General features: G+C 67.0%; 15 protein-coding genes and 1 pseudogene. 10 read left to right on the top strand and 6 right to left on the bottom strand.

Annotated features, from left to right (window positions below):
* Positions 1 to 20: 20 nt before the first annotated feature.
* On the bottom strand, positions 21 to 962 hold the full coding sequence (locus ACT3S3_RS13615) for an ornithine cyclodeaminase family protein (RefSeq protein ID WP_444626940.1): 942 nt from the start codon (positions 960 to 962) through the stop codon (positions 21 to 23).
* A gap of 436 nt (positions 963 to 1,398) precedes the next feature.
* Between ACT3S3_RS13615 and ACT3S3_RS13610 the strand changes: the two genes are divergently transcribed.
* The 5 genes and pseudogenes from ACT3S3_RS13610 (at position 1,399) to ACT3S3_RS13590 (ending at position 4,371) form a co-directional block, all read left to right on the top strand.
* On the top strand, positions 1,399 to 1,818 hold the full coding sequence (locus ACT3S3_RS13610) for a hypothetical protein (RefSeq protein ID WP_441578707.1): 420 nt from the start codon (positions 1,399 to 1,401) through the stop codon (positions 1,816 to 1,818).
* 106 nt (positions 1,819 to 1,924) lie between these two features.
* A pseudogene (locus ACT3S3_RS13605) lies at positions 1,925 to 2,395 on the top strand (FAD-binding protein); the annotation flags it as partial.
* A 22-nt stretch (positions 2,396 to 2,417) separates the two neighbouring features.
* A complete protein-coding gene (locus tag ACT3S3_RS13600; protein ID WP_444626939.1) occupies positions 2,418 to 3,611 on the top strand; it encodes a cholesterol oxidase substrate-binding domain-containing protein in 1,194 nt (397 codons plus the stop codon).
* A 15-nt stretch (positions 3,612 to 3,626) separates the two neighbouring features.
* On the top strand, positions 3,627 to 3,812 hold the full coding sequence (locus ACT3S3_RS13595; protein WP_301444066.1) for a hypothetical protein: 186 nt from the start codon (positions 3,627 to 3,629) through the stop codon (positions 3,810 to 3,812).
* A 76-nt stretch (positions 3,813 to 3,888) separates the two neighbouring features.
* Positions 3,889 to 4,371 (top strand): nuclear transport factor 2 family protein, encoded by a 483-nt coding sequence (locus tag ACT3S3_RS13590; RefSeq protein WP_444626938.1) that lies wholly within the window; start codon positions 3,889 to 3,891, stop codon positions 4,369 to 4,371.
* 11 nt (positions 4,372 to 4,382) lie between these two features.
* On the opposite strand, the gene ACT3S3_RS13585 is transcribed toward ACT3S3_RS13590, so the two are convergent.
* The 4 genes from ACT3S3_RS13585 to ACT3S3_RS13570 form a co-directional block, all read right to left on the bottom strand.
* Positions 4,383 to 5,237, bottom strand: coding sequence for a hypothetical protein (locus ACT3S3_RS13585; protein WP_444626937.1), 855 nt, complete (start codon positions 5,235 to 5,237; stop codon positions 4,383 to 4,385).
* A gap of 14 nt (positions 5,238 to 5,251) precedes the next feature.
* On the bottom strand, positions 5,252 to 6,727 hold the full coding sequence (locus ACT3S3_RS13580; protein WP_444626936.1) for a heparan-alpha-glucosaminide N-acetyltransferase domain-containing protein: 1,476 nt from the start codon (positions 6,725 to 6,727) through the stop codon (positions 5,252 to 5,254).
* Positions 6,728 to 6,736: 9 nt separating this feature from the next.
* Complete coding sequence (locus tag ACT3S3_RS13575; RefSeq protein ID WP_444626935.1) at positions 6,737 to 10,720, bottom strand: Pls/PosA family non-ribosomal peptide synthetase; 3,984 nt, start codon at positions 10,718 to 10,720, stop codon at positions 6,737 to 6,739.
* Between the two features lie 573 nt (positions 10,721 to 11,293).
* Positions 11,294 to 12,253: a LysR family transcriptional regulator gene (locus ACT3S3_RS13570; protein WP_444626934.1), complete on the bottom strand. Its 960-nt coding sequence runs from the start codon at positions 12,251 to 12,253 to the stop codon at positions 11,294 to 11,296.
* Between the two features lie 152 nt (positions 12,254 to 12,405).
* On the opposite strand from ACT3S3_RS13570, the gene ACT3S3_RS13565 reads away from it, so the two are divergent.
* From ACT3S3_RS13565 to ACT3S3_RS13545, 5 genes are read left to right on the top strand one after another with little or no spacing between them, the layout of a single operon-like run.
* Positions 12,406 to 13,788, top strand: a complete 1,383-nt coding sequence (locus ACT3S3_RS13565) for a CitMHS family transporter (protein ID WP_444626933.1) — start codon at positions 12,406 to 12,408, stop codon at positions 13,786 to 13,788.
* Positions 13,789 to 13,828: 40 nt separating this feature from the next.
* Positions 13,829 to 15,214: an acyclic terpene utilization AtuA family protein gene (locus tag ACT3S3_RS13560; protein WP_444626932.1), complete on the top strand. Its 1,386-nt coding sequence runs from the start codon at positions 13,829 to 13,831 to the stop codon at positions 15,212 to 15,214.
* Positions 15,214 to 15,531, top strand: a complete 318-nt coding sequence (locus ACT3S3_RS13555; RefSeq protein WP_444626931.1) for an AtuA-related protein — start codon at positions 15,214 to 15,216, stop codon at positions 15,529 to 15,531. Before ACT3S3_RS13560 ends, ACT3S3_RS13555 begins: the two co-directional genes overlap by 1 nt.
* Positions 15,528 to 16,298 (top strand): CoA transferase subunit A, encoded by a 771-nt coding sequence (locus ACT3S3_RS13550; RefSeq protein WP_444626930.1) that lies wholly within the window; start codon positions 15,528 to 15,530, stop codon positions 16,296 to 16,298. Before ACT3S3_RS13555 ends, ACT3S3_RS13550 begins: the two co-directional genes overlap by 4 nt.
* Positions 16,295 to 16,972: a CoA transferase subunit B gene (locus ACT3S3_RS13545; protein ID WP_444626929.1), complete on the top strand. Its 678-nt coding sequence runs from the start codon at positions 16,295 to 16,297 to the stop codon at positions 16,970 to 16,972. The genes ACT3S3_RS13550 and ACT3S3_RS13545 overlap by 4 nt, the downstream gene beginning before the upstream one ends.
* A 130-nt stretch (positions 16,973 to 17,102) precedes the next feature.
* Here ACT3S3_RS13545 and ACT3S3_RS13540 read toward each other — a convergent pair whose 3' ends face one another.
* Entirely contained in the window at positions 17,103 to 18,356 is a 1,254-nt protein-coding gene (locus ACT3S3_RS13540; RefSeq protein WP_444626928.1) for a DUF6615 family protein, read from the bottom strand.
* Between the last annotated feature and the right edge of the window lie 64 nt (positions 18,357 to 18,420).

The raw sequence follows: 18,420 nt of genomic DNA, 5'->3' as shown, positions 1-18,420 counted from the left end.
CACCTTCGACCTCCGCCGTGTCAGCGTTCCTCGGTGCTGTAGGCGACCTCGGCCACGGCGAGGTCCTGCCAACCCATGCCCACGGTCTTGAGGAGCACCGGGCCGGGGGCCTCCACGGGGCCGTCGTTGACCAGCTCGCTGAGCGTGTGCAGGTCATCGGTGCTGATCGTGGTGTTGTCGACGGCGATGCGCACATCACCGGCCTCACGCATCGCGGTGTCCACGTCCTCGACGTACACCGTGGCCCGTGACAGCAGGACGTCGTCGGTCTCCCGGGCGTCCGGCTCGTGGGACCCCATCGCGACCACCAGGGCGTCGTCACGCACCAGGGAACCGTCGAAGAGCGGTTCCCTGGCACTGGTGCAGCACAGCACCAGGTCGGCCTGCGGGACGTGGTCGGCCGGATCGGTGCCGGCGACGGCGCTGACACCGTCCTGCGTGAGTCGGGCGACCAGCTCGTCGACCTTGCTCTGGCGGCGACCCAGGACCGTGACGGAGTTGATCGGTCGCACCGCGGCGGTGGCGTGGACGTGGTTGTAGGCCTGCGGGCCCGTGCCGAACAGGACGACGTCCACCCCGTCACCGGTCCGCCCACGCCCGGGGGCGAGGTGGCGCACACCGACCGCGGAGAGCGCCGGGGTGCGGATCTCGGTCAGTGAACTGCCCTCCAGGACCGCGCTCGGCTCCAGGGTGGTGGCGTTGAACAGCAGGTAGAGGCCCTGGATCTTCGGCAGTCCGGCCGCGGGGTTGTCGGGTGCCACGCTGGCGACCTTCACCCCGGCGGAACCACGGGTCTGCGCGGGCATCAGCAGGAAGCTGCCGTGGTCGAGCGGGACGCTGCTGCGGGCGGGTGCGCCCGCGGGGTCGAGGCCGTCGCGCAGGGTCTGCTCGATCGCGTCGACGGCGGAGAGCATGGGGACGCGCTGACGGACCTCGTCGGCGGTGATGAACGGTAGAGGCATGCCGCCCAGTCAACCATCCGCCCGCCGTCCACGTGGCGGCCGGCCGCAGGAGAATACCGGCGCGGTTGGCGGGGGAGTTTTTACGTCGAGGGGCAAACATAACAATTATCCGTAACCTACAATTGCAATAAATGAGCGGTCGTAAATGGGGGAACAATTAACGTTTATCGCTAACTTTCGAACGGCGTTTATCCTGGTAGCTAGTTTGATTCACTATGCATATAAGTCTCCACATTGCGAACCTGGTGATCTATATTCGGTCCACTCCTCAACGCTGGGGAGGTCCGAAAGGAGAGGAAATGCTCGACGCAATTCTGGAACTGGCTGTCGTTCCAATCAATCTAGCCCTTGGCTTGGCCACCATTGTCATTGGTGTCATTCCGGCGGCAATCATCGGAATCATCGGAAGCTGAGGGGACTGGCAATGACCACCACCATGAGCACCACCACCAAGAAATTCGCCGTTTCGGCGTGCCTGACCATGACCGTCATGGCCGGCGGAGTCGCGACCGCGGCCGCCGACGACGTCTCGACACCCACCATCGGGTCCGCCGAAGGAATCATCTGGAACCCGAGCCACGACGAGGACCTCCGGAACTGGAACGTGTGCAGCGGTCCGGCAGCGTCGTGGGAATGGCTGCTGGCCAATTTCCGTGACCACGGTGCCGACATCCGCGAGTCGCTGTCGCCGAACAGTCTCGCCGAGCTGATCGGCCTGCCGATCAGGCTCCTCGTCCAGATCCCGGTGTACGCGATCCAGGACACCCTGTTCCACCTGCCCACCACGATCGGGGACATCCTGTCCTACTGCTCGTCAGCCCGCCCCATCACCTCCGGGTCGATCAGCGGTTCGTAGGACCGTAGGACGATCCCCCGGGACCAACCCACCTGTTGTCGACACCCCGAGCACGGCCGCACGGCCGGGTCTCGGGGTGTTTCAACCTCCAGAAGAAGGACAGGACATGTCAGACTACGACGTCACACGAAGGAACTTCGGGAAGCTCTCGGCCCTCGCGGCCGCCACAGTCATCTTCTCGCCCATGGGCCGTGCCGCGGCGGTGACCCGCGACCCGGAACTCATGTCGAACTTCCCCGAGGGGATCAAGCTCACCCAGGCGGTGTTCAGCAACTGGGACAACACCATCGTCACCGGCAAGATGTGGACCGCGGTGCCCGGGAGTGAGGACGACGTCCTCGCGCTGGCCAACTGGGCCGCGGAGAGCGGCGTGAACCTGCGTCCGTTCGGGTACCAGCACAGCTGGTCGCCGGTGGCGACCGTCGGACGTCCGCACCCGCGGACCGTCCTCGTCGACGTGCGCGAACTCGCCGGCGTCACCGCGACGACGGACTCCACGGTCACCGCGTGGTGCGGGACCAGGATGGACGACCTCCTGGAACGGATCCACGGGGTCGGAAGGACGCTGCTCTCCGTCCCCGCCCCGGGGGGACATCACCGTGGTGGGTGCGGTGGCGGTCAACGGCCACGGCACGGGACTCTCCACCGTCGACGAGCCCCACACCGACGGCCGGACGCTGTCCACCATGAGCAACCTGATCACGCAACTGAGGTTCCTCGAGTGGGACCACGACACCGGGACCTACCGGGCGACCACGGTGAACAGGGACGATCCCCGATGCGCGGCGCTACTGACCTGCCTGGGGTCATGCTTCATCATCAGCGTGACGCTGCAGACCGCCCCGGACGTCAACGTCCACTGCATCAACAGGACCGACATCGACATCGACGACATCCTGGCAGCACCGGAGGACGCGGGGGAGAACTCGTTGACCTCCCTGCTCGAGGTCAACGGACGGGTCGGGTTCATCTGGTACTGCTTCACCAGGACACCCTGGGTGCAGATCTGGCGGCGGGCGGACCAACGCCCCGCCGGGGCCAGGCGGGTCACCGGGCCGTACAACTACCCCTTCGCCGACACCCTCCCGGACGTCGCCGCGAACACCCTGGAGAAGATCGTCTCCGGGCAGGACCGGCTCGCACCGGCCTTCGGGAGCTTCATGTTGTCCGCCACCAAGGCCGGGCTGACGGCGACGGGGGCGCGCAACATGTGGGGGCCGAACAAGTGCTTCGTCCACTTCGTGCGGCCGACCACGCTGAAGGTCGCGGCCAGCAGCATCGGTGCCGTCGTCCCACGCAGCGAGCTCCAACGGGTCGCCCACGACTTCTCCGCGGTGTACACCAGCCTCCTGGACACCTACCGGGGTCAGCGGAAGTACCCGATCAACGGCGTCGTCGAACTCAGGGTCAGCGAGGTCGACGACCCCGCCCACAGCGTGGTCGCCGGCGCCGTGGCGTCCTCGCTCTCCGGCGCCTCCCGTGTACCGGGGAGTCCGGAGAAGGACACCGTGATCTGGTTGGACGTCCTGACCCTGCCGGGCACCCCGCACGCCGACGAGTTCTACGCCGAGCTGGAGGAGACCCTGCGCTCCCGAATCGGCGGCTACGCGACACTGCGGGGTGAATGGGCCAAACGGTGGGCGCACACCCCGGCCGGCCCCTGGACCAACAGCAGCCTCTCGGACCTCTACGTCGACTCATTGCCGGACGCCAGGGACGCCGTCGCCGAGCTGCGCGGCAACGACCCGAAGGGCGTCTTCGCCTCACCGTTCGTGACCACCCTTTTCGCCTGAAGAAAGTAGACCACCATGTTTCTCGATGCCGTGTACGGAATCGTCCTGTCCTCGCTCGACGCGATCGCCTCGTCGGTCCGGCTGGACTTCCCGACCTTGTCCGACAGTCTCGTCTCCCTCACCGGCGGCCTCGTGGCCCTCGGCTCGTCCGTCACCGCCCTCGGATCGACCGGGCTGAGCCTGTCGATCCTGGGCAGCTGACACCCCACCCCGCCGTACAACCGGAAGGACAACCATGAGAATTCGCCCGATCACCACAGTGACCACAGTGACCTCAGTGACCACCGTAACGGCCGCCGCCGTGCTGGCCGTCGGCCTCGTCGGCTGCTCCGCCCCCGAGGACGCAACCGCGGTGGCCGACGCCTCGACACAGCAGGTGTCGGCGGTCAAGGACTCCTCGAACCTCGACACCGTGACCACGTTCTACGAGGACTTCTTCAACGGGCACGACGCGGCGGCGGCCGACGTCATCGCGCAGGACTACATCCAGCACAACCCCGAGCTCCCCGACGGCCGCGCCCCGTTCGTCGACTTCTTCACCGACTACTTCGAGCAGAACCCCGCCTACCGCAGCGAGATCGTGCGCACCGCGGAGGACGGAGACCTGGTGTACCTCCACGTGCACTCCACCAACGGCCCCGACGACCGGGGCCAGGCAGTGGTCGACATCTTCCGCGTCGTCGACGGGGAGATCACGGAGCACTGGGACGTGATCCAGGACGTGCCGGCCACGTCAGCCAACTCCAACACCATGTTCTAGCGCGACCTGTCCTAGCGCCACGTGACGGAGGCCGGTCGCGTCCGGTCGTCGGAGGCGCCGGGGACGCCGCCGCCGTAGTCGAACCGCAGACCGACCGGCACGCTCGGCCAGTCGGGGTCGGCGGGGGCGTGCGACAACACGCCGCGGGCGTAGTGGCGTCCCGCGACCAGCTCGCTCTGGGTGACGGGCAGACGGCTGACCGGGGGGATCCCGCAGCCGTCGTCCACGCTGCCGACCACCTGGTTCCCGTTGAGGCCGTCCCGGCTCATGGGGACCATCATCGGTGTGGGGACCGCCGAGGTGGCGTCCGGCAGCGCGGTGAGGACGACGGGGTCGTCGGTGAAGCGGGGGACCGCGCCGAGGTACACGATGTCGAAGGCGAAACACAGGTAGTGGTCGACGCCGTCACCGGCGAGGGGGTCGAGCAGGCTCACGCTCTCCCGGCCACGCGGGACGCCGTCGTGGGCGGTGATCGACCACACGAGCAGCCTGCCCTCCTCGTCCGCCGTGGCGACCGTCGCGGCGTCGCCGAACGCCAGCGACGAGCCGGGCGCGGTCAGCACGACCTCCCGGCCGTTGGGGTAGAGGTACACCGGCAGCGGCACCTCGTCCTGGGAGGGATTCTGGGAGGGTCCCTGCGTGGGGTCCTGACTGGATTCTTCGGACGGTGCCGCGGAGGCGGTCTCACCACCGCGGCCCGTGCCGCCGATCGTCGAGGGCGGGCGGACGTGCTTGCCGCCGCCGTTGCCGACGGGATCACTGTTCCCGTCGTTCCCGCCGGCGCCGCCGCCGTCACCACCGCACGCGGACACGGAGAACAGCAGGGAGGCGGCGAGACAGGTCGACAACACGCTGGTTCGCTTCACGGAACGTCCTTTCTTCATGAGCTCGGGGTCGGTGTCGGTGTCGGGTTCGGGGTGCGGCCCACGCCCCGTGTCGCGAACCGGCAGATCCGCGACACGATCTCCTCCAACGGGCCCCGGCCCCGCACCAGGGTCCAGACGACGGCGAAGAGAACCGCCCCCACGATCTGGACGATGAGGAGGGTGACCCTGTTGTCACAGTCCGCGTCCAACGCGAACTTGAGGAACAGCAGGTGCGAGACGTAGATGGTCAGGGTCATCGAGCCGACTGCGATGAGGGGGGTGAGCAGTTCCCGCACACCACTGGCGATCAGGAGGAACACGCCGATCGCCAGCACCGCCAGCCCGGCCGCGGAGACGACGGACAAGGTGGTGTTGGTATGGGGACCCGAGGTCGCCAACCACCACCACGTGTCCGTGGGGAGGTGTCCGTCCGGCCCGTAGTCCAGGACCTCCTGGATGTCGGTCGCGTCGTAGCCGTCCGTCAGTTCGTAGATGTTGCGGAACACCCGGCCGTAGTCGAGCAGGAACGTCGAGAGCAGGATGCCGAACGCGGCCGTACCGCCGCCGACGACGACCAGCCAGATGTGCGTGACCACGGAGCGCAGGTCCAGCCTGCCCAGGGTCATCCCGACGCAGATGTAGGCCATCCAGGTCACGGCCGGGTAGGTTCCACCGACCGTGAGGGTGATCAGCATGTCGAGCGGGTTGTCGGCGACGTCCGAGAAGCTGGGGTTGAGCGTCGTGGTGTAGCCGCCCCACGCGGCCACCAGCCTGATGACCACCGGCCCGAGCGCGGTGAAGAGGAGGGCGAAGGCCAGGAGATGACGGATCCGCAGCCCCGTCAGCGCTATGGCCACCAGGAACATCAGGGCGTAGTAGGGGAGGATGTTGTACACGGGGACCCCCACCTGGTCGAGGAGGAGCCCGATAGCCAGGATGATGAGGGCGCGCACGGCCAGCGACACCCTGTCACGGCGCAGGCGCAGGCCCGTGTGCGGGTTGTTGGCCCCGGTGATGAGGGCGATGGTGACACCGGCGAGCACTCCGAAGAGCGCCGACGAATGCCCTGCGAACAGCCTCCACACCATCGTCGGCTCGCCGGTCAGCTCGTTGTAGGCCGGCATCGTGTGGACCGCGACCATCCCCAGGAGCGCGAAGCCCCGCGCCGCGTCCAGTCCTGTGATCCGGCGCGGGTCATCGACGGGTCCGAAGGCGGCCCGCCTGCTCCACCGTTGCACGGAACCGTGGGACTCGCCCAGCGGCGGGGGAGGTGCGAAGGACGTGGGGTCCAGCTCGTGTTCACCGTCCCAGATGGGACGGACCCGCGCCGGGCCGGGCAGGGGCCGGACGCTGTCGGCGGCGGCCTCCTTCGGGACGCCCGGTGCGTCCGGCAGTGCTCCGGTGCCGGACGCGGGCACCAGGGATGCAGGGCGGCTGGGCCAGGTGTCGGGGCGGGCTCGTGCACCGCCTGTTTCGGGCGAGGTGTCCAAGGTATTTTCCTAACGGTTGACGTGGGTGACGGGATTGCCGGCCCACACGGAGTCGGAGGGGATGGCGTCCCCACGCAGGACCAGGGAGCCGGGACGCACGGTCGTCCGGGGGCCGATCGAGGCCCCGGGGAGCAGGAAGCTGTTCGGTCCGAGAGTGGATCCCGCGCCCAGGGAGACGTGGTCCAGGGACATCACGCGGTCGTGGAAGAGGTGGGTCTGCAGGACGGTGCCGCGGTTGACCGTCGCGTGGTCGTCGATGGAGATGATGTCGAACTCGGGGAGCCACCACGTCTCGCACCAGACCGCCCTGCCCACGCGGGTTCCCATGAGCCGGCACCACCAGTTGTAGAGCGGGGAGCCCAGGGAGACCCGGATGAGGGAGGGGACGGCGAGCATCTCGACGAAGTTGTCCACGAGTTCACTGCGCCACACGAAGGTCGAGTACAGCGTGCGTTCCCCCGCGGTGAACCGGCCCACGATGAGCCACTTCGCCAGCACCGGAACGAGGCAGGCCACCACGCCTGCGACGAGCACGATCGGCACCGACCACAGGCAGACCGTCCAGATCCCGGGCCAGCCGGGTTCCGACCGCATGTAGACCGTGGTCCCCGCCCAGACGATGAACAGGTCGAGGTAGGCGGCGATGACCGGTGGGACGAGGCGGAGGAATTCCACGCTGGCACGCGCGCCCCGGAGCCCCGGCCCCGGGTTGAAGGTCTTCGACAGGTCTGCCTCGACATGGCGGCGGGGGATCTCCCTGGTCTGGCGGCCCAGCCACGAGGTCCCGCGCTCCGCCCGGTAGGGCGTCGAGGAGAGCACGGCGATCAACGACTTCTCCGGGAGGTCGTAGTCCGGCCCGACGATGCCGGAGTTGCCGACGAAGGACCCGTTGCCGAGGACGGTGGTCCCCACATGGATCCAGCCGGCACGGTGCCGCGAGGCGGTGCACATGGAGTGGTCGGCGAGGAAGCACCTGTCACCGATGGAGGTGAGGTGCGGGATCGTCTCGACCGTGGAGATCTCGTTGCCCTGGCCGACCCTCGCCCCGAGCAGTCGGAGGAATGCGGGCGTGTACCACGCCGCGTAGAGGAAGTAGGTCGAGGTGAGCGTCTTCTGCATCATCGTGTGGGTGAGCCACAACGCCCAGCCCGTGGTCGATTCGGTCGGGAAGTACCCGGGGCGGATTAGCAGCGAGGACAGCCGCACGGTCACGATGACCAGCGAGATCCACGTGAGGATGGTGAGCAGGGTGAACACCGGGACCCAGGCGGCGAAGGTGGGGAAGACGTCCTCGTAGCGGGTGCGTTCCACCACGTGCGGCAGAACCAGGAACGTCCCCGGCAGGATCGCCAGGAGCGGCAGCAACCCCATCCATGCGAGGCCGACCATGTAGAGGAGCCGGTGCGGCAGGCGCGAGAGTGTCCCCACCGCGCCGTCGCCGGCCGCGTCCTCGGGGCTCTGCTCCGGCCACGTGAGGCCCGCCTCCCCCCAGTCGGCCGGGGGTGAACCACCGTAGAGCCGGTGGGCGGGCACCCATCCAGCGACGGAGGAGCCTGCGAGGATCTCGCACCCGTCGCGCAGGTCGGCGCCGGGCCCCAGCCAACTCCGCATGCCGACCCGTACCTCGTCGCCGACCCGGATGACCCCGACATGGAGCGTGTCGCCGTCGAGCCAGTGGCCGTTGACGTCGACCTCGTGCTCCAGGGTGGTGTCGTCGCCCACGGACAGCAGGCCGGTCACCGGCGGGAAGGTCTGGAGCTCCGTGCCGCGTCCGACACGGCAACCGAACAGGCGGAAGAGCACCGGCGTCACCGGTGTGCCCAGCAGCGGTTCCAGTTTGAGGTAGGTGAGGACGCGCTCGGCGGCCCATATCCTCAGGTGGACCAGCCCGCCGCGAGGGTAGGTGCCCGGCGTGATCCGGTGGGTGAGCAGACGTGCCACGACCGTCGCCTGGACGACCTTCCCCGGCAGCGAGAACAGGACGAGCCAACCGACGAGAAGTGGCGCCAGGGGCGGGTAGGGGACCCAGCCGGCCTCGAAGAAGAAGGCGAGGGCCCAGATGACCAGGATGGAGCCGACGATGTAGCGGGCCGCGTTGAGGACGTAGATGCCGCAGACCACGAGGAACTGGACGACGCCGGACCACCAGGGCATTCCGGCCGGCATCGGCCGGGACTCGTTGCTCTCCCGGAGACCGGCCACGTAGTCCGCCATGCCCGTCAACGTGGAGTGGTCGTAGAGCGCCCCGATGTTGACGGCCGGGTGCGTGGCGCGCAGCGAGGTGGCGAGCTTGGCGATGGCCACGGAGGACCCGCCGAGGTCGAAGAAGTCCGAGTCGGCGTCCAGGGGTACCGGCCCCAGCAGGTCGGTCCACATCTGCCCGAGCGCGTGCAGTTCCGCCGGCAGCGTGGAGATCCCTCCGCCGTCGTCCGGCAGCGGCCAGGGCAAGGCCGAGCGGTCGACCTTCCCGGAGGTCTTCAGCGGCAGTTCCGCCACCGTGCACAGCGTGGGGGAGATGCCTCCGGGCAGCACGGCCCGCAGATGCTCCCGGGCGGCCCTGAGGTCGATCTGCTCACCGGTCTGCTGGTGCCGGTCGTCCGGGACGACGTAGCCGACGATGACGTCCGACCCCGCCGGGGTCGTCTGTTTGGCGGCCGCCGCCGCACCGACACCCTCGATCGTCGCGAGCGCACGGTCGATCTCGCCGAGTTCCATGCGGCGTCCGCCGAACTTGATCTGGTCGTCGGCACGGCCGGCGAAGACGAGCCCCTCGCGGTCGGCGACGACGAGGTCGCCGGTGCGGTAGGCGCGGTCCCAGCCGAGGGCGGGGAGCGGCGCGTAGACCTCGGCGTCCTTCACAGGGTCGAGGTAGCGGCCCAGTCCCACCCCGGCGACGACGAGTTCGCCGGACTCTCCCCAGCGCACCGGCTCACCGGTGGACGGGTCGACCACGGCGAGCCTCCACCCGGGTGTCGCCCTGCCGATACGTACCGGCTGACCGTCCTGGACCTCGTCCATCAGCTGGCCGGTCGATATGACCGTGGCCTCGGTGGGGCCGTAGGTGTTCCACAACTCCCTGCCGTCCCTGGCGAGCCGGTTCACGAGCTCGACGGGGAGGGCCTCGCCCCCGAAGATCAGCAGGCGGACGTTGTCGAGGGCGTCGACCGGCCAGAACGACGCCAGCGTGGGCACCGTCGACACCGCGCTGATCCGGTTGTTCGTGATCCAGGCTCCGAGGGAGTCGCCAGAACGCACCACGTCACGCGGCGCGGCGACGAGGGCGGCGCCGTAGCGCCAGGCGAGCCACATCTCCTCACAGGAGGCGTCGAAGGCGACGGACAGCCCCGCCATGACCCGGTCACCCGGGTGCAGGGGGTCGCGGGTCAGGTACATCCTGGCCTCGGCGTCGACGAGGGCCGCCGCGGCGCGGTGGGTGACGGCCACGCCCTTCGGTGTCCCCGTGGAGCCGGAGGTGAAGATGATCCAGGCGTCGTCGTCCACCGTGGGGGAGGACGGAGCGTCCGGCGTGGGCGTGGCCGGGCGCGGTTCCCGCGCCGGGTCCAGGGCGAGGCCGGCGCCGAAGACGGCGGCGACGTCGGCCTCGGCCCAGATCTTGCGTGCCCGCGCATCGGGGTCGTCCCAGTCCACCGGGACGTAGGCGGCTCCGGCCGCCAGGGTGGCGAGGATCGCCACGTAGAGGTCGGTCGTGCCGGACGGTACGCGCACACCAACCCGGTCCCCGGGCCGGATGCCTGCCCGGGTCAGCCGCTCGACCTGCTCGGCGATGCTGGCGGCCAGTTGCTCGTAGGTGAGTTCGGTGTCCCCGCCCACCAGGGCCAGGGCGTCGGGGTGGGCGACCGTGGTGCTGTTGAGGATGTCGATCAGCGTTCGCGGGGCCGGTGCCTGCGCGACACCGAAGATGGCGGACGACGGATGGTCGGTCGCGCTGTCATGGACCGGCCTGTGTACGTCCTGTGGTGAACTACGTTTCATTGATGTCCCTACCGTCGAGGATTCTTCCTTTTTCTCCCGTGACCGACTGGTGGGGCATCCGGGCGCCCGGATGTCCCTTTCTGAATGGCGAGGTGCATGGATCTGGCGGAAACGGACACAGATGGTTGGCACGACAAGTACGTTGTTAATTGACGTAAACTCGTCAGTTCCAGCGGGTCGGGTGACCTCTGTTCTCATTCAGTTAGTCGGCGTTTTTCTGGAAGGACCGTTACATGTCCTTCGGTGGGCGCGACTATAGAAGTCATGTGACCGGACCCACCACTTTTGACGGTGTCTGATTTATGGCACGAGGGAAACCTTTATGGATATCGGGCAATTAAGATCAGCGCGAATGAAATTGAGCAGACCGGGAGTAATTCTGCGCATTCTGACGGATTCGCGCACGTCAAACAGAGGTATTTGCCAAGAAAATGCCCCCACGCTATATAGCCGAGCATTGCTGAAGTGTAGGCGTGGGTAACGAACGGATGTCGGCATCGTGAGGGTTTGTTTCCGTACTCACATCAAATAATTCTCGCGGAGGCGGCGGTGCCGGCGGTGTCGGTGCCGGGGTCAGGCGCCCAGTCCCGTCCATGTGGTGAAGTCGGGCAGCGTCATGTCGGCGGACGTGGAGTGGGCCACCAGGGTGAGGAACTCCCGCGCCGCCGGCGAGAGTGTGCGGGTGGTGTCCTGCAGTACGCCGATCGTCCTGGTGACCGGTTCGCCGCGGAAGGGGCGCAGGACCACGCCGGCGACGCGGGTCATGGGGATCACGAAGCCGGGGACGGCGGAGATGCCGAGGTTCGCCGCGCACAGGCCCGTCACCGCCGAGATCGTCCCGGCGGTCACGGTCTGGGACGGGCGGATGCCACGGGCGGCGAGTTCGCGGTCGGTGATGCGTCGTACGGAGCTGGCCTCGGTGAAGGAGACGAAGGAGTCGCCGGCGAGGTCCTCCCAGTCGATGGCGTCCCGGTCGGCCAGGCGGTGGGTCACCGGCAGGATGCAGGCGAAGTGTTCCTCGGCGATGGGGGAGAAGCGGAAGTGGTCCGGGAGGCTGTCGAGCAGCTCGGGGTCCTCTGCGGTGATGGCCAGGTCCACCGTGCCGTAGCGGCACTGCTCGATGATGTTGGCGGCCATGAGGTCCTGCAGACTGACGCCCACGTTGGAGAAGGTGCGGCGGAAGCGGTCGATGAACGGCGGCAGCAGGGTGGCGGCGAGTGATGGCAGTGTGGCCAGGCGCAGTTCCCCGCTGGGCCCGCGCAGGTAGCTGGCGAGGTTGTTGATCTCCCGGTCGTAGGTCTCCAGGACCACCCGGGCGGCGCGCAGGAACTCGGTGCCGGCGTCGGTGAGGGCGAAGCTGCGGGTGGTGCGGTCGAACAGGCGCGCGCCGGTGGCCTTCTCGACCTGGGAGACGGTGCGGCTCAGCGAGGACTGTGACTGCCCCAGGCGGTCGGCGGCGAGGGTGAATCCGCCCTGGTCGGCGACGCAGACGGTGGCGCGCATCTGCTCGACGGTGATGTCAGTTATCCGCATACCGCAAGAATCTATGCAAGATTATTGTTTGACGCAACTAAATGCGGCGGCTCATAATCGGATCATCCACGCGACCCAGGTCACAGGACCGCCATCTCGGCCGACCGACCTGACCAGGGTCCGCACCCCTTCCGCCGACAAAGGAGAGCCTCGTGCTTGCTCTGTACGGATTCCTCACCGTGGGGATCTTCCTGGCACTCACCCTGTTCACCCGCACCTCCGTGCTGGTGGGCCTGGTCCTCGTGCCGATCGTCTTCGCCGTGCTCGCCGGCCACGGCGGTGACCTGGGCGACTTCATCGGCGCGGGCCTGCTGCAGGTCGCTCCCATCGCGGTGATGATGACCTTCGCCATCCTCTTCTTCTCGGTGATGATGGAGGCGGGCCTGTTCGACCCGCTGATCCGCCGGATGGTCGCCTGGGCCAAGGGCGACCCGGTGAAGATCGCCATCGGCACCGCACTGGTCACCATGTGCGTGCATCTGGACGGCGACGGTGCCGCGACGTTCCTGATCACCCTGTCGGCCTTCCTGCCGATCTACCGTCGGATCGGGATGCGCCCGATCGCCCTCACTGCGATCGTCGCCCTCGGCGCGGGCCTGATGAACATGCTGCCCTGGGGCGGGCCGACCATCCGCGCGATGGCCGCCCTGGACATGGACGCCTCCGAGGTCTTCACCCCGATGATCATCCCCATGATCGCCGGCGGCGTGTGGGTGCTGGTGGCGACCTACATCATCGGACGCATGGAGCGGAAGCGCATCGGCACCATCCGGCTGGACGCTGACAACACAGCGCAGGACGTCCCGCAGGACGCAACGGCCGCCGCAGCGTCCGACGCTGTCGACCCCGTCGACCCCGTCGACCCCGTCGACCCCGTCGACGAGGCCGACCACGCCCGCCGCGACGCGGGCGTCCCTCGGTGGCGCATGGCGGTGAACCTGGTGCTCACCCTCGCCCTCGTGGCGGTGCTGTTCACCCACGCCGTGCCGATGGAGGTGTGCTTCATCGTGGCGTTCACCCTCGCTGCCTGCGTGAACATCCCGAAGTGGAAGGACCAGCAGAAGCTCTTCCGTGACCACGGCGCTAACGTGGTGCTGGTGACCTCGATGGTCTTCGCCGCGGGCGTGTTCACCGGCATCCTCGGCAACTCCGGCATGATCGAGAACATGGCGCAGAGCCTCGCGGACGTGATTCCCGAGAGCTTCGGCAGTGTGCTGCCCGTGCTCGTCTCGGTCGTCTCGATGCCGCTGAGCCTGGTGTTCACCCCGGACGCCTTCTACTTCGGCGTCCTGCCGGTCTTCGCCCACACCGCCGAGGTCATGGGTGCCGACCCCGCGATGATCGCCCGCGGCGCGATCGCCGGGCAGATGACCACCGGCTTCCCGCTGAGCCCGCTGACGGCGTCCACGTTCATCCTCATCGGCATGGCGAAGGTGGAGCTGGGCAAGCACCAGCGGTTCACCTTCCTGTGGGCGTGGGGAACCACCATCGTGATCACCGTGACCGCGGTCATCACCGGCGCCCTGACGTTCTAGCCCTGACGTTCTAGCACTGACTTTCTAGGAGATACTTTCGATGAGAACCATCAGAATCGGTTCCGGCGCAGGGTTCGCCGGCGACCGCCTCGACCCGGCCGTGAAGCTCGCCAAGGACGCCGAGCTCGACTACCTCGTGTTCGAGTGTCTCGGGGAGCGCACCGTCGCCGCTGGGCAGCTGCGTCGGTTGAGCGACCCGGACGCCGGCTACGACCCGCTGCTGGAGACCCGGATGCGCGCCGTCCTGCCGCACACCGTTGCCCACGGCACCACCGTGGTGACGAACTCCGGCGCGGCGAACCCGGAGGCCGCCGCGCGGCTGATCGCCAAGGTCGCCGCCGAGGTCGTCCCGGAACGCGCCGTGATGGTGGCCTACCTCACCGGCGACAGCGTCCTGCAGCAGGTGCGGTCAGAGGACCCGCAGGTGTGGGAGACCGGCGAGGCCCTGTCGGCAGAGACTACGGAATCGGCGGGGCTGGTCTCCGCGCACGCCTACCTGGGTGTGGAGCAGGTCCTGCCCGCCTTCGACATTGGGGCGGACGTGGTGGTCACCGGGCGCCTGGCCGACCCGTCTCTGTTCCTGGCACCGATGGTGCACGAGTTCGGGTGGGACCTGGACGACTGGGCGCGCCTGGGTGCCGGCACCTTCGTGGGCCACCTGCTGGAGTGCGCCGGGCAGGTCACCGGCGGCTACTTCGCCGACCCGGTGACCAAACCGGTGCCCGGCATGGCCGACCTCGGGTTCCCCTTTGCAGATGTTGCTGAGGATGCCACCGCGGTACTCGGCAAGCTGGCCGACACCGGCGGCATGCTCACCCGGCAGACCGTGCGTGAGCAGATGCTCTACGAGGTCGCCGACCCGGCGGCCTACCTCACCCCGGACGTGACCGCCGACTTCTCCGGCGTGAGTATCGAGGAGGTCGGGCAGGACGCCGTGCGTGTCAGCGGCGCCACGGGGCGCCCGCGGACCGGGACGTTGAAGGTCACCCTCGGCTTCCGCGGCGGCTGGTTGGGCGAGGGCCAGATCAGCTACGCCGGGCCGCGAGCCCGCGAGCGCGCGGACCTGGCGTGGGACATCGTGCGGCAGCGTCTGCACACGGTGCACGGTATCGACCCTGAGCAGGTCAGCGTGGAGTTCATCGGTACCGGTGCGGCGTTCCGGAACATGACCCCCGCTGCTTCCGAACCCCCGGAGGTGCGGGTGCGCGTGGCCGCGCGGGTGGGCACCAGGGAGCAGGCGCACGCCGTCGGCTGGGAGGTCGAGGCCCTGTACTGCGCCGGGCCTGCCGCCGGCGGGGGAGCGCGCAAGGGCCTCAGCGAGGTCCTGGCGATCCGCTCGACCCTGCTGCCGCGCGAACACATCGCCGCAGAAGTGAACACGGTGAGTACCGAGAGCATGATGAACACAGCGGAAGGAACCCTCTGATGACCGTCCTCGACACCTACGCCGACGCCCGCACGGGCGACAAGGGCGACACCCTCATCGTCGCCGTCCTGCCGCGCAGCAGCGCCGACCATGCATTACTGCGCGACCGGCTCACCGCATCCGCGGTGGCGGAGCACTTCCGGTGTAGAACGGAGGATGTCACCGTGCGGGACGTCACCGCCGTGGAGTCCTTCGTCTGTGAACTGCGCGGCGTGCTCGGCGGCGGGGTCACCGGCTCGCCGGTCCTCGACGGTCACGGCAAGACACTCAGCTACCACATGCTCACCCTCCCGATCGGAGAACTGGAGACCCGATGAACCACACATCAACCGGCCCGACCTCGAAGGTCGTCGCCACCGCGCAGGAGGCCGTGCGCGACGTGAGCGACGGCGCACGCCTGGCCGTCGGCGGCTTCGGCCTCAACGGCATCCCCGACACCCTGATCTCCGCCCTCGTGGAGACCGGGGTGGGGGAGCTGGAGATCTACTCGAACAACTGCGGCGTCGACGACTGTGGCCTGGGCCTGCTGCTGAACAACCGGCAGGTGCGGCGCGTCGTGGCGTCGTACGTGGGGGAGAACAAGGAGTTCGCCCGCCAGTACCTCGCCGGCGAGCTGGAGGTCGAGCTCACCCCGCAGGGCACGCTCGCGGAGAAGCTGCGCGCGGCCGGTGTGGGCGTACCGGCGTTCTACACGCCGGCGGGCGTGGGCACGCCCATCGCCGACGGCGGTCTGCCGTGGAAGTACCGGGAGGACGGCTCGGTCGCCGTGGCGTCCCCGCCGAAGGAGGTCCGCGAGTTCGGTGGGCGTCGCTTCGTGTTGGAGGAGGCGCTTCCCGCGGACGTCGCCCTGGTGCACGCGGAGGTGGGGGACACGGAGGGCAACCTGGTGTTCGCCAAGTCGGCGATGAACTTCAACCCGCTGTGCGCGATGGCTGGCACGATGACGATCGCCGAGGTGGAGCGTCTGGTCGAACCCGGCGAGATCGACCCGGCGCAGGTGCACCTGCCGGGCATTTTCGTGCACCGAGTGGTGGAGACCGGGGAGCAGGACAAGCGGATCGAGAAGAGGACGGTGTCGGCATGAGCTGGACCAAGGAGCAGATGGCGGCGCGTGCCGCCCAGGAGCTGGAGAACGGTCAGTACGTGAACCTGGGCATCGGTATGCCCACGCTGATCCCGAACCACCTGCCGGAGGGGGTGCACGTGGTGCTGCACAGCGAGAACGGCATCCTGGGCACTGGGCCGTACCCCACGGAGGATCAGCTGGACGCCGACCTGATCAACGCCGGCAAGGAGACGGTGACGGTGAACCCGGGTGCGGCGTTCTTCGACTCCTCGTTGTCCTTCGGCATGATCCGTGGCGGGCACGTGGATGTGGCGGTGCTCGGCGGGATGGAGGTCTCGCGCCACGGTGACCTGGCGAACTGGATGGTGCCGGGCAAGATGGTGAAGGGCATGGGCGGGGCGATGGACCTGGTGCACGGTGCGCGCAAGGTGATCGTGCTGATGAACCATGTGGCGAAGGACGGTTCGCCGAAGATCCTGTCGGAGTGCACGTTGCCGCTGACCGGCCAGGGCGTGGTGGACCGCATCATCACGGACCTGGCGGTGATTGATGTGGTGCGCGATGGTGACGCAGGGTTCGGCGGACGTCTGGTGCTGCGCGAGACCGCGCCTGGAGTGAGCGTGGAGGATGTTGCGGCGGCGACCGGGGTGGAGCTGGAAGACGGGCTCAACGCAGGCGATGATGTCGACTGAGTTCACGGACCGAATAGCGGGGTGACCGTGCGGCCTGGTCGAAGCCCGCGCGACGTGTGCGAGGGGTCCGCGTGTGGTGCTGGACCTCCAGTAGTTCTTTCAATCTCTATCGGCCGCAGAACAATCAAACCTAAATTTTGACATCTAGATACCTAAATCCTCCGCCGTAGCGTTGATTGTTTTTGAGATAGTCGTTTGACTTCCGGATTATGGCGCTTGAGGTGTCATCTGCCTCGGGCATCGTTTCGACTCCGAACTCCACTTTTCCGCCCTTGTCGTGGTGAAAGTAGATATCTGTAATGCGATAAGCGGTTATCGGCGTTCCTCTTCGGCAGGCAACGAGGTAGTCGAGATTTTCCGCCTTTTTGTGATTCATCCGCCAATACATGCGCGTCGAATTCTTAAGGTCTTCTCCTTGGCTATCCATCTTTTCGCGATAGCCGTACCCGCTTCTTTTGTCGCTGTCTTCATCGTTCCAGTCTCCTAGAATTATCAAGGCGATGGAGAACATTTTGCTCTTAGATCGGGATTTGTTGGACTCGTCACCGCTCTTGCTAGTTCTAGTTGCCTTATGCTCGACAGAATTGTCGTGGGTGATAATGGAAGTCTTGTTCTCTGGAACAATCGAAGCGGAGCAGGGTGAGAACTTTGGGTAGTCACCCTGGACGAAATGTAGAGCTTTATCAAAGTCGGAAGAGGTTCTTCCTCCGGGAATGCCATCTGTGAGGCAGATGAAGCTACGGCCCCTGCGAAGGAGGTCAACCGGATCCTCCCGCTGGCGAATTGACTCCTTGACCTGACTCGCAGCGACGAGAACTGCAGAAGTGGCTTCGACTGAGTTGTGAGACGTAGTCCCGCAACGGTCCAGGGTGACCGTGTCGTCATGCGCGTGTTCTAGTTCGGGATAGAAGAGGTAGTACGCCGCGAAGTTTAGACCTTTCTGGCCGACAAGGGTATCGTACTGGTCTCGTGCCCTATTCTCGATGGTGGGCCAATTGATCTTCTTGAAGCGACCGTCCTTGTTCCTCTGGATCTTCTTCGCCTGGATGAGAAGTACTACCTGCTTCTTGCTTTTAGAATCAACTATCCTATAGATGAAGTCGGCTCCGACCGACTTCTCTTGTTTTTTCGTGAGGAGGCCGACATGCGATCCTTCGACCTCCTGCGAGAAAGTTGAATCCCAGTGGGAGCAATCATCTTGCCTGCAGGTGGGGCATGGGGCTTGAATTCTATAGTGGGAGCCAGTCAGAAATCCGACGAGTAATTCTGTAAGTGTCTCTTCCTGGAAAGCTTTCGACTGAGGATTGTTGAGAGTCGGCAACCGGTATATAGACTCAGTCGAGAGTCGAAATGCAGCTGGAAGGTCCGTGAATAGTTCTGCCACTACATCTCCTAAAGGGGAATGATACTTCTAAGGATCGCCATTATTTGTTTATTGAGGCAACTGC

The organism is Corynebacterium sp. AOP40-4SA-5 (genome assembly GCF_052377355.1).
Classification (GTDB): domain Bacteria; phylum Actinomycetota; class Actinomycetes; order Mycobacteriales; family Mycobacteriaceae; genus Corynebacterium.
Note: the sequence above shows the minus strand (reverse complement) of the source record. Positions and strands in the feature narration are given on the sequence as shown.

Bases quoted from the DNA above. Each gene is read 5' to 3' on its own strand.
- ACT3S3_RS13595 (WP_301444066.1), top strand. From the start codon at position 3,627: ATGTTTCTCGATGCCGTGTACGGAATCGTCCTGTCCTCGCTCGACGCG.
- ACT3S3_RS13555 (WP_444626931.1), top strand. From the start codon at position 15,214: ATGACCGTCCTCGACACCTACGCCGACGCCCGCACGGGCGACAAGGGC.
- ACT3S3_RS13615 (WP_444626940.1), bottom strand. From the start codon at position 962: ATGCCTCTACCGTTCATCACCGCCGACGAGGTCCGTCAGCGCGTCCCC.
- ACT3S3_RS13550 (WP_444626930.1), top strand. From the start codon at position 15,528: ATGAACCACACATCAACCGGCCCGACCTCGAAGGTCGTCGCCACCGCG.
- ACT3S3_RS13570 (WP_444626934.1), bottom strand. From the start codon at position 12,253: ATGCGGATAACTGACATCACCGTCGAGCAGATGCGCGCCACCGTCTGC.
- ACT3S3_RS13560 (WP_444626932.1), top strand. From the start codon at position 13,829: ATGAGAACCATCAGAATCGGTTCCGGCGCAGGGTTCGCCGGCGACCGC.
- ACT3S3_RS13575 (WP_444626935.1), bottom strand. From the start codon at position 10,720: ATGAAACGTAGTTCACCACAGGACGTACACAGGCCGGTCCATGACAGC.
- ACT3S3_RS13545 (WP_444626929.1), top strand. From the start codon at position 16,295: ATGAGCTGGACCAAGGAGCAGATGGCGGCGCGTGCCGCCCAGGAGCTG.
- ACT3S3_RS13610 (WP_441578707.1), top strand. From the start codon at position 1,399: ATGAGCACCACCACCAAGAAATTCGCCGTTTCGGCGTGCCTGACCATG.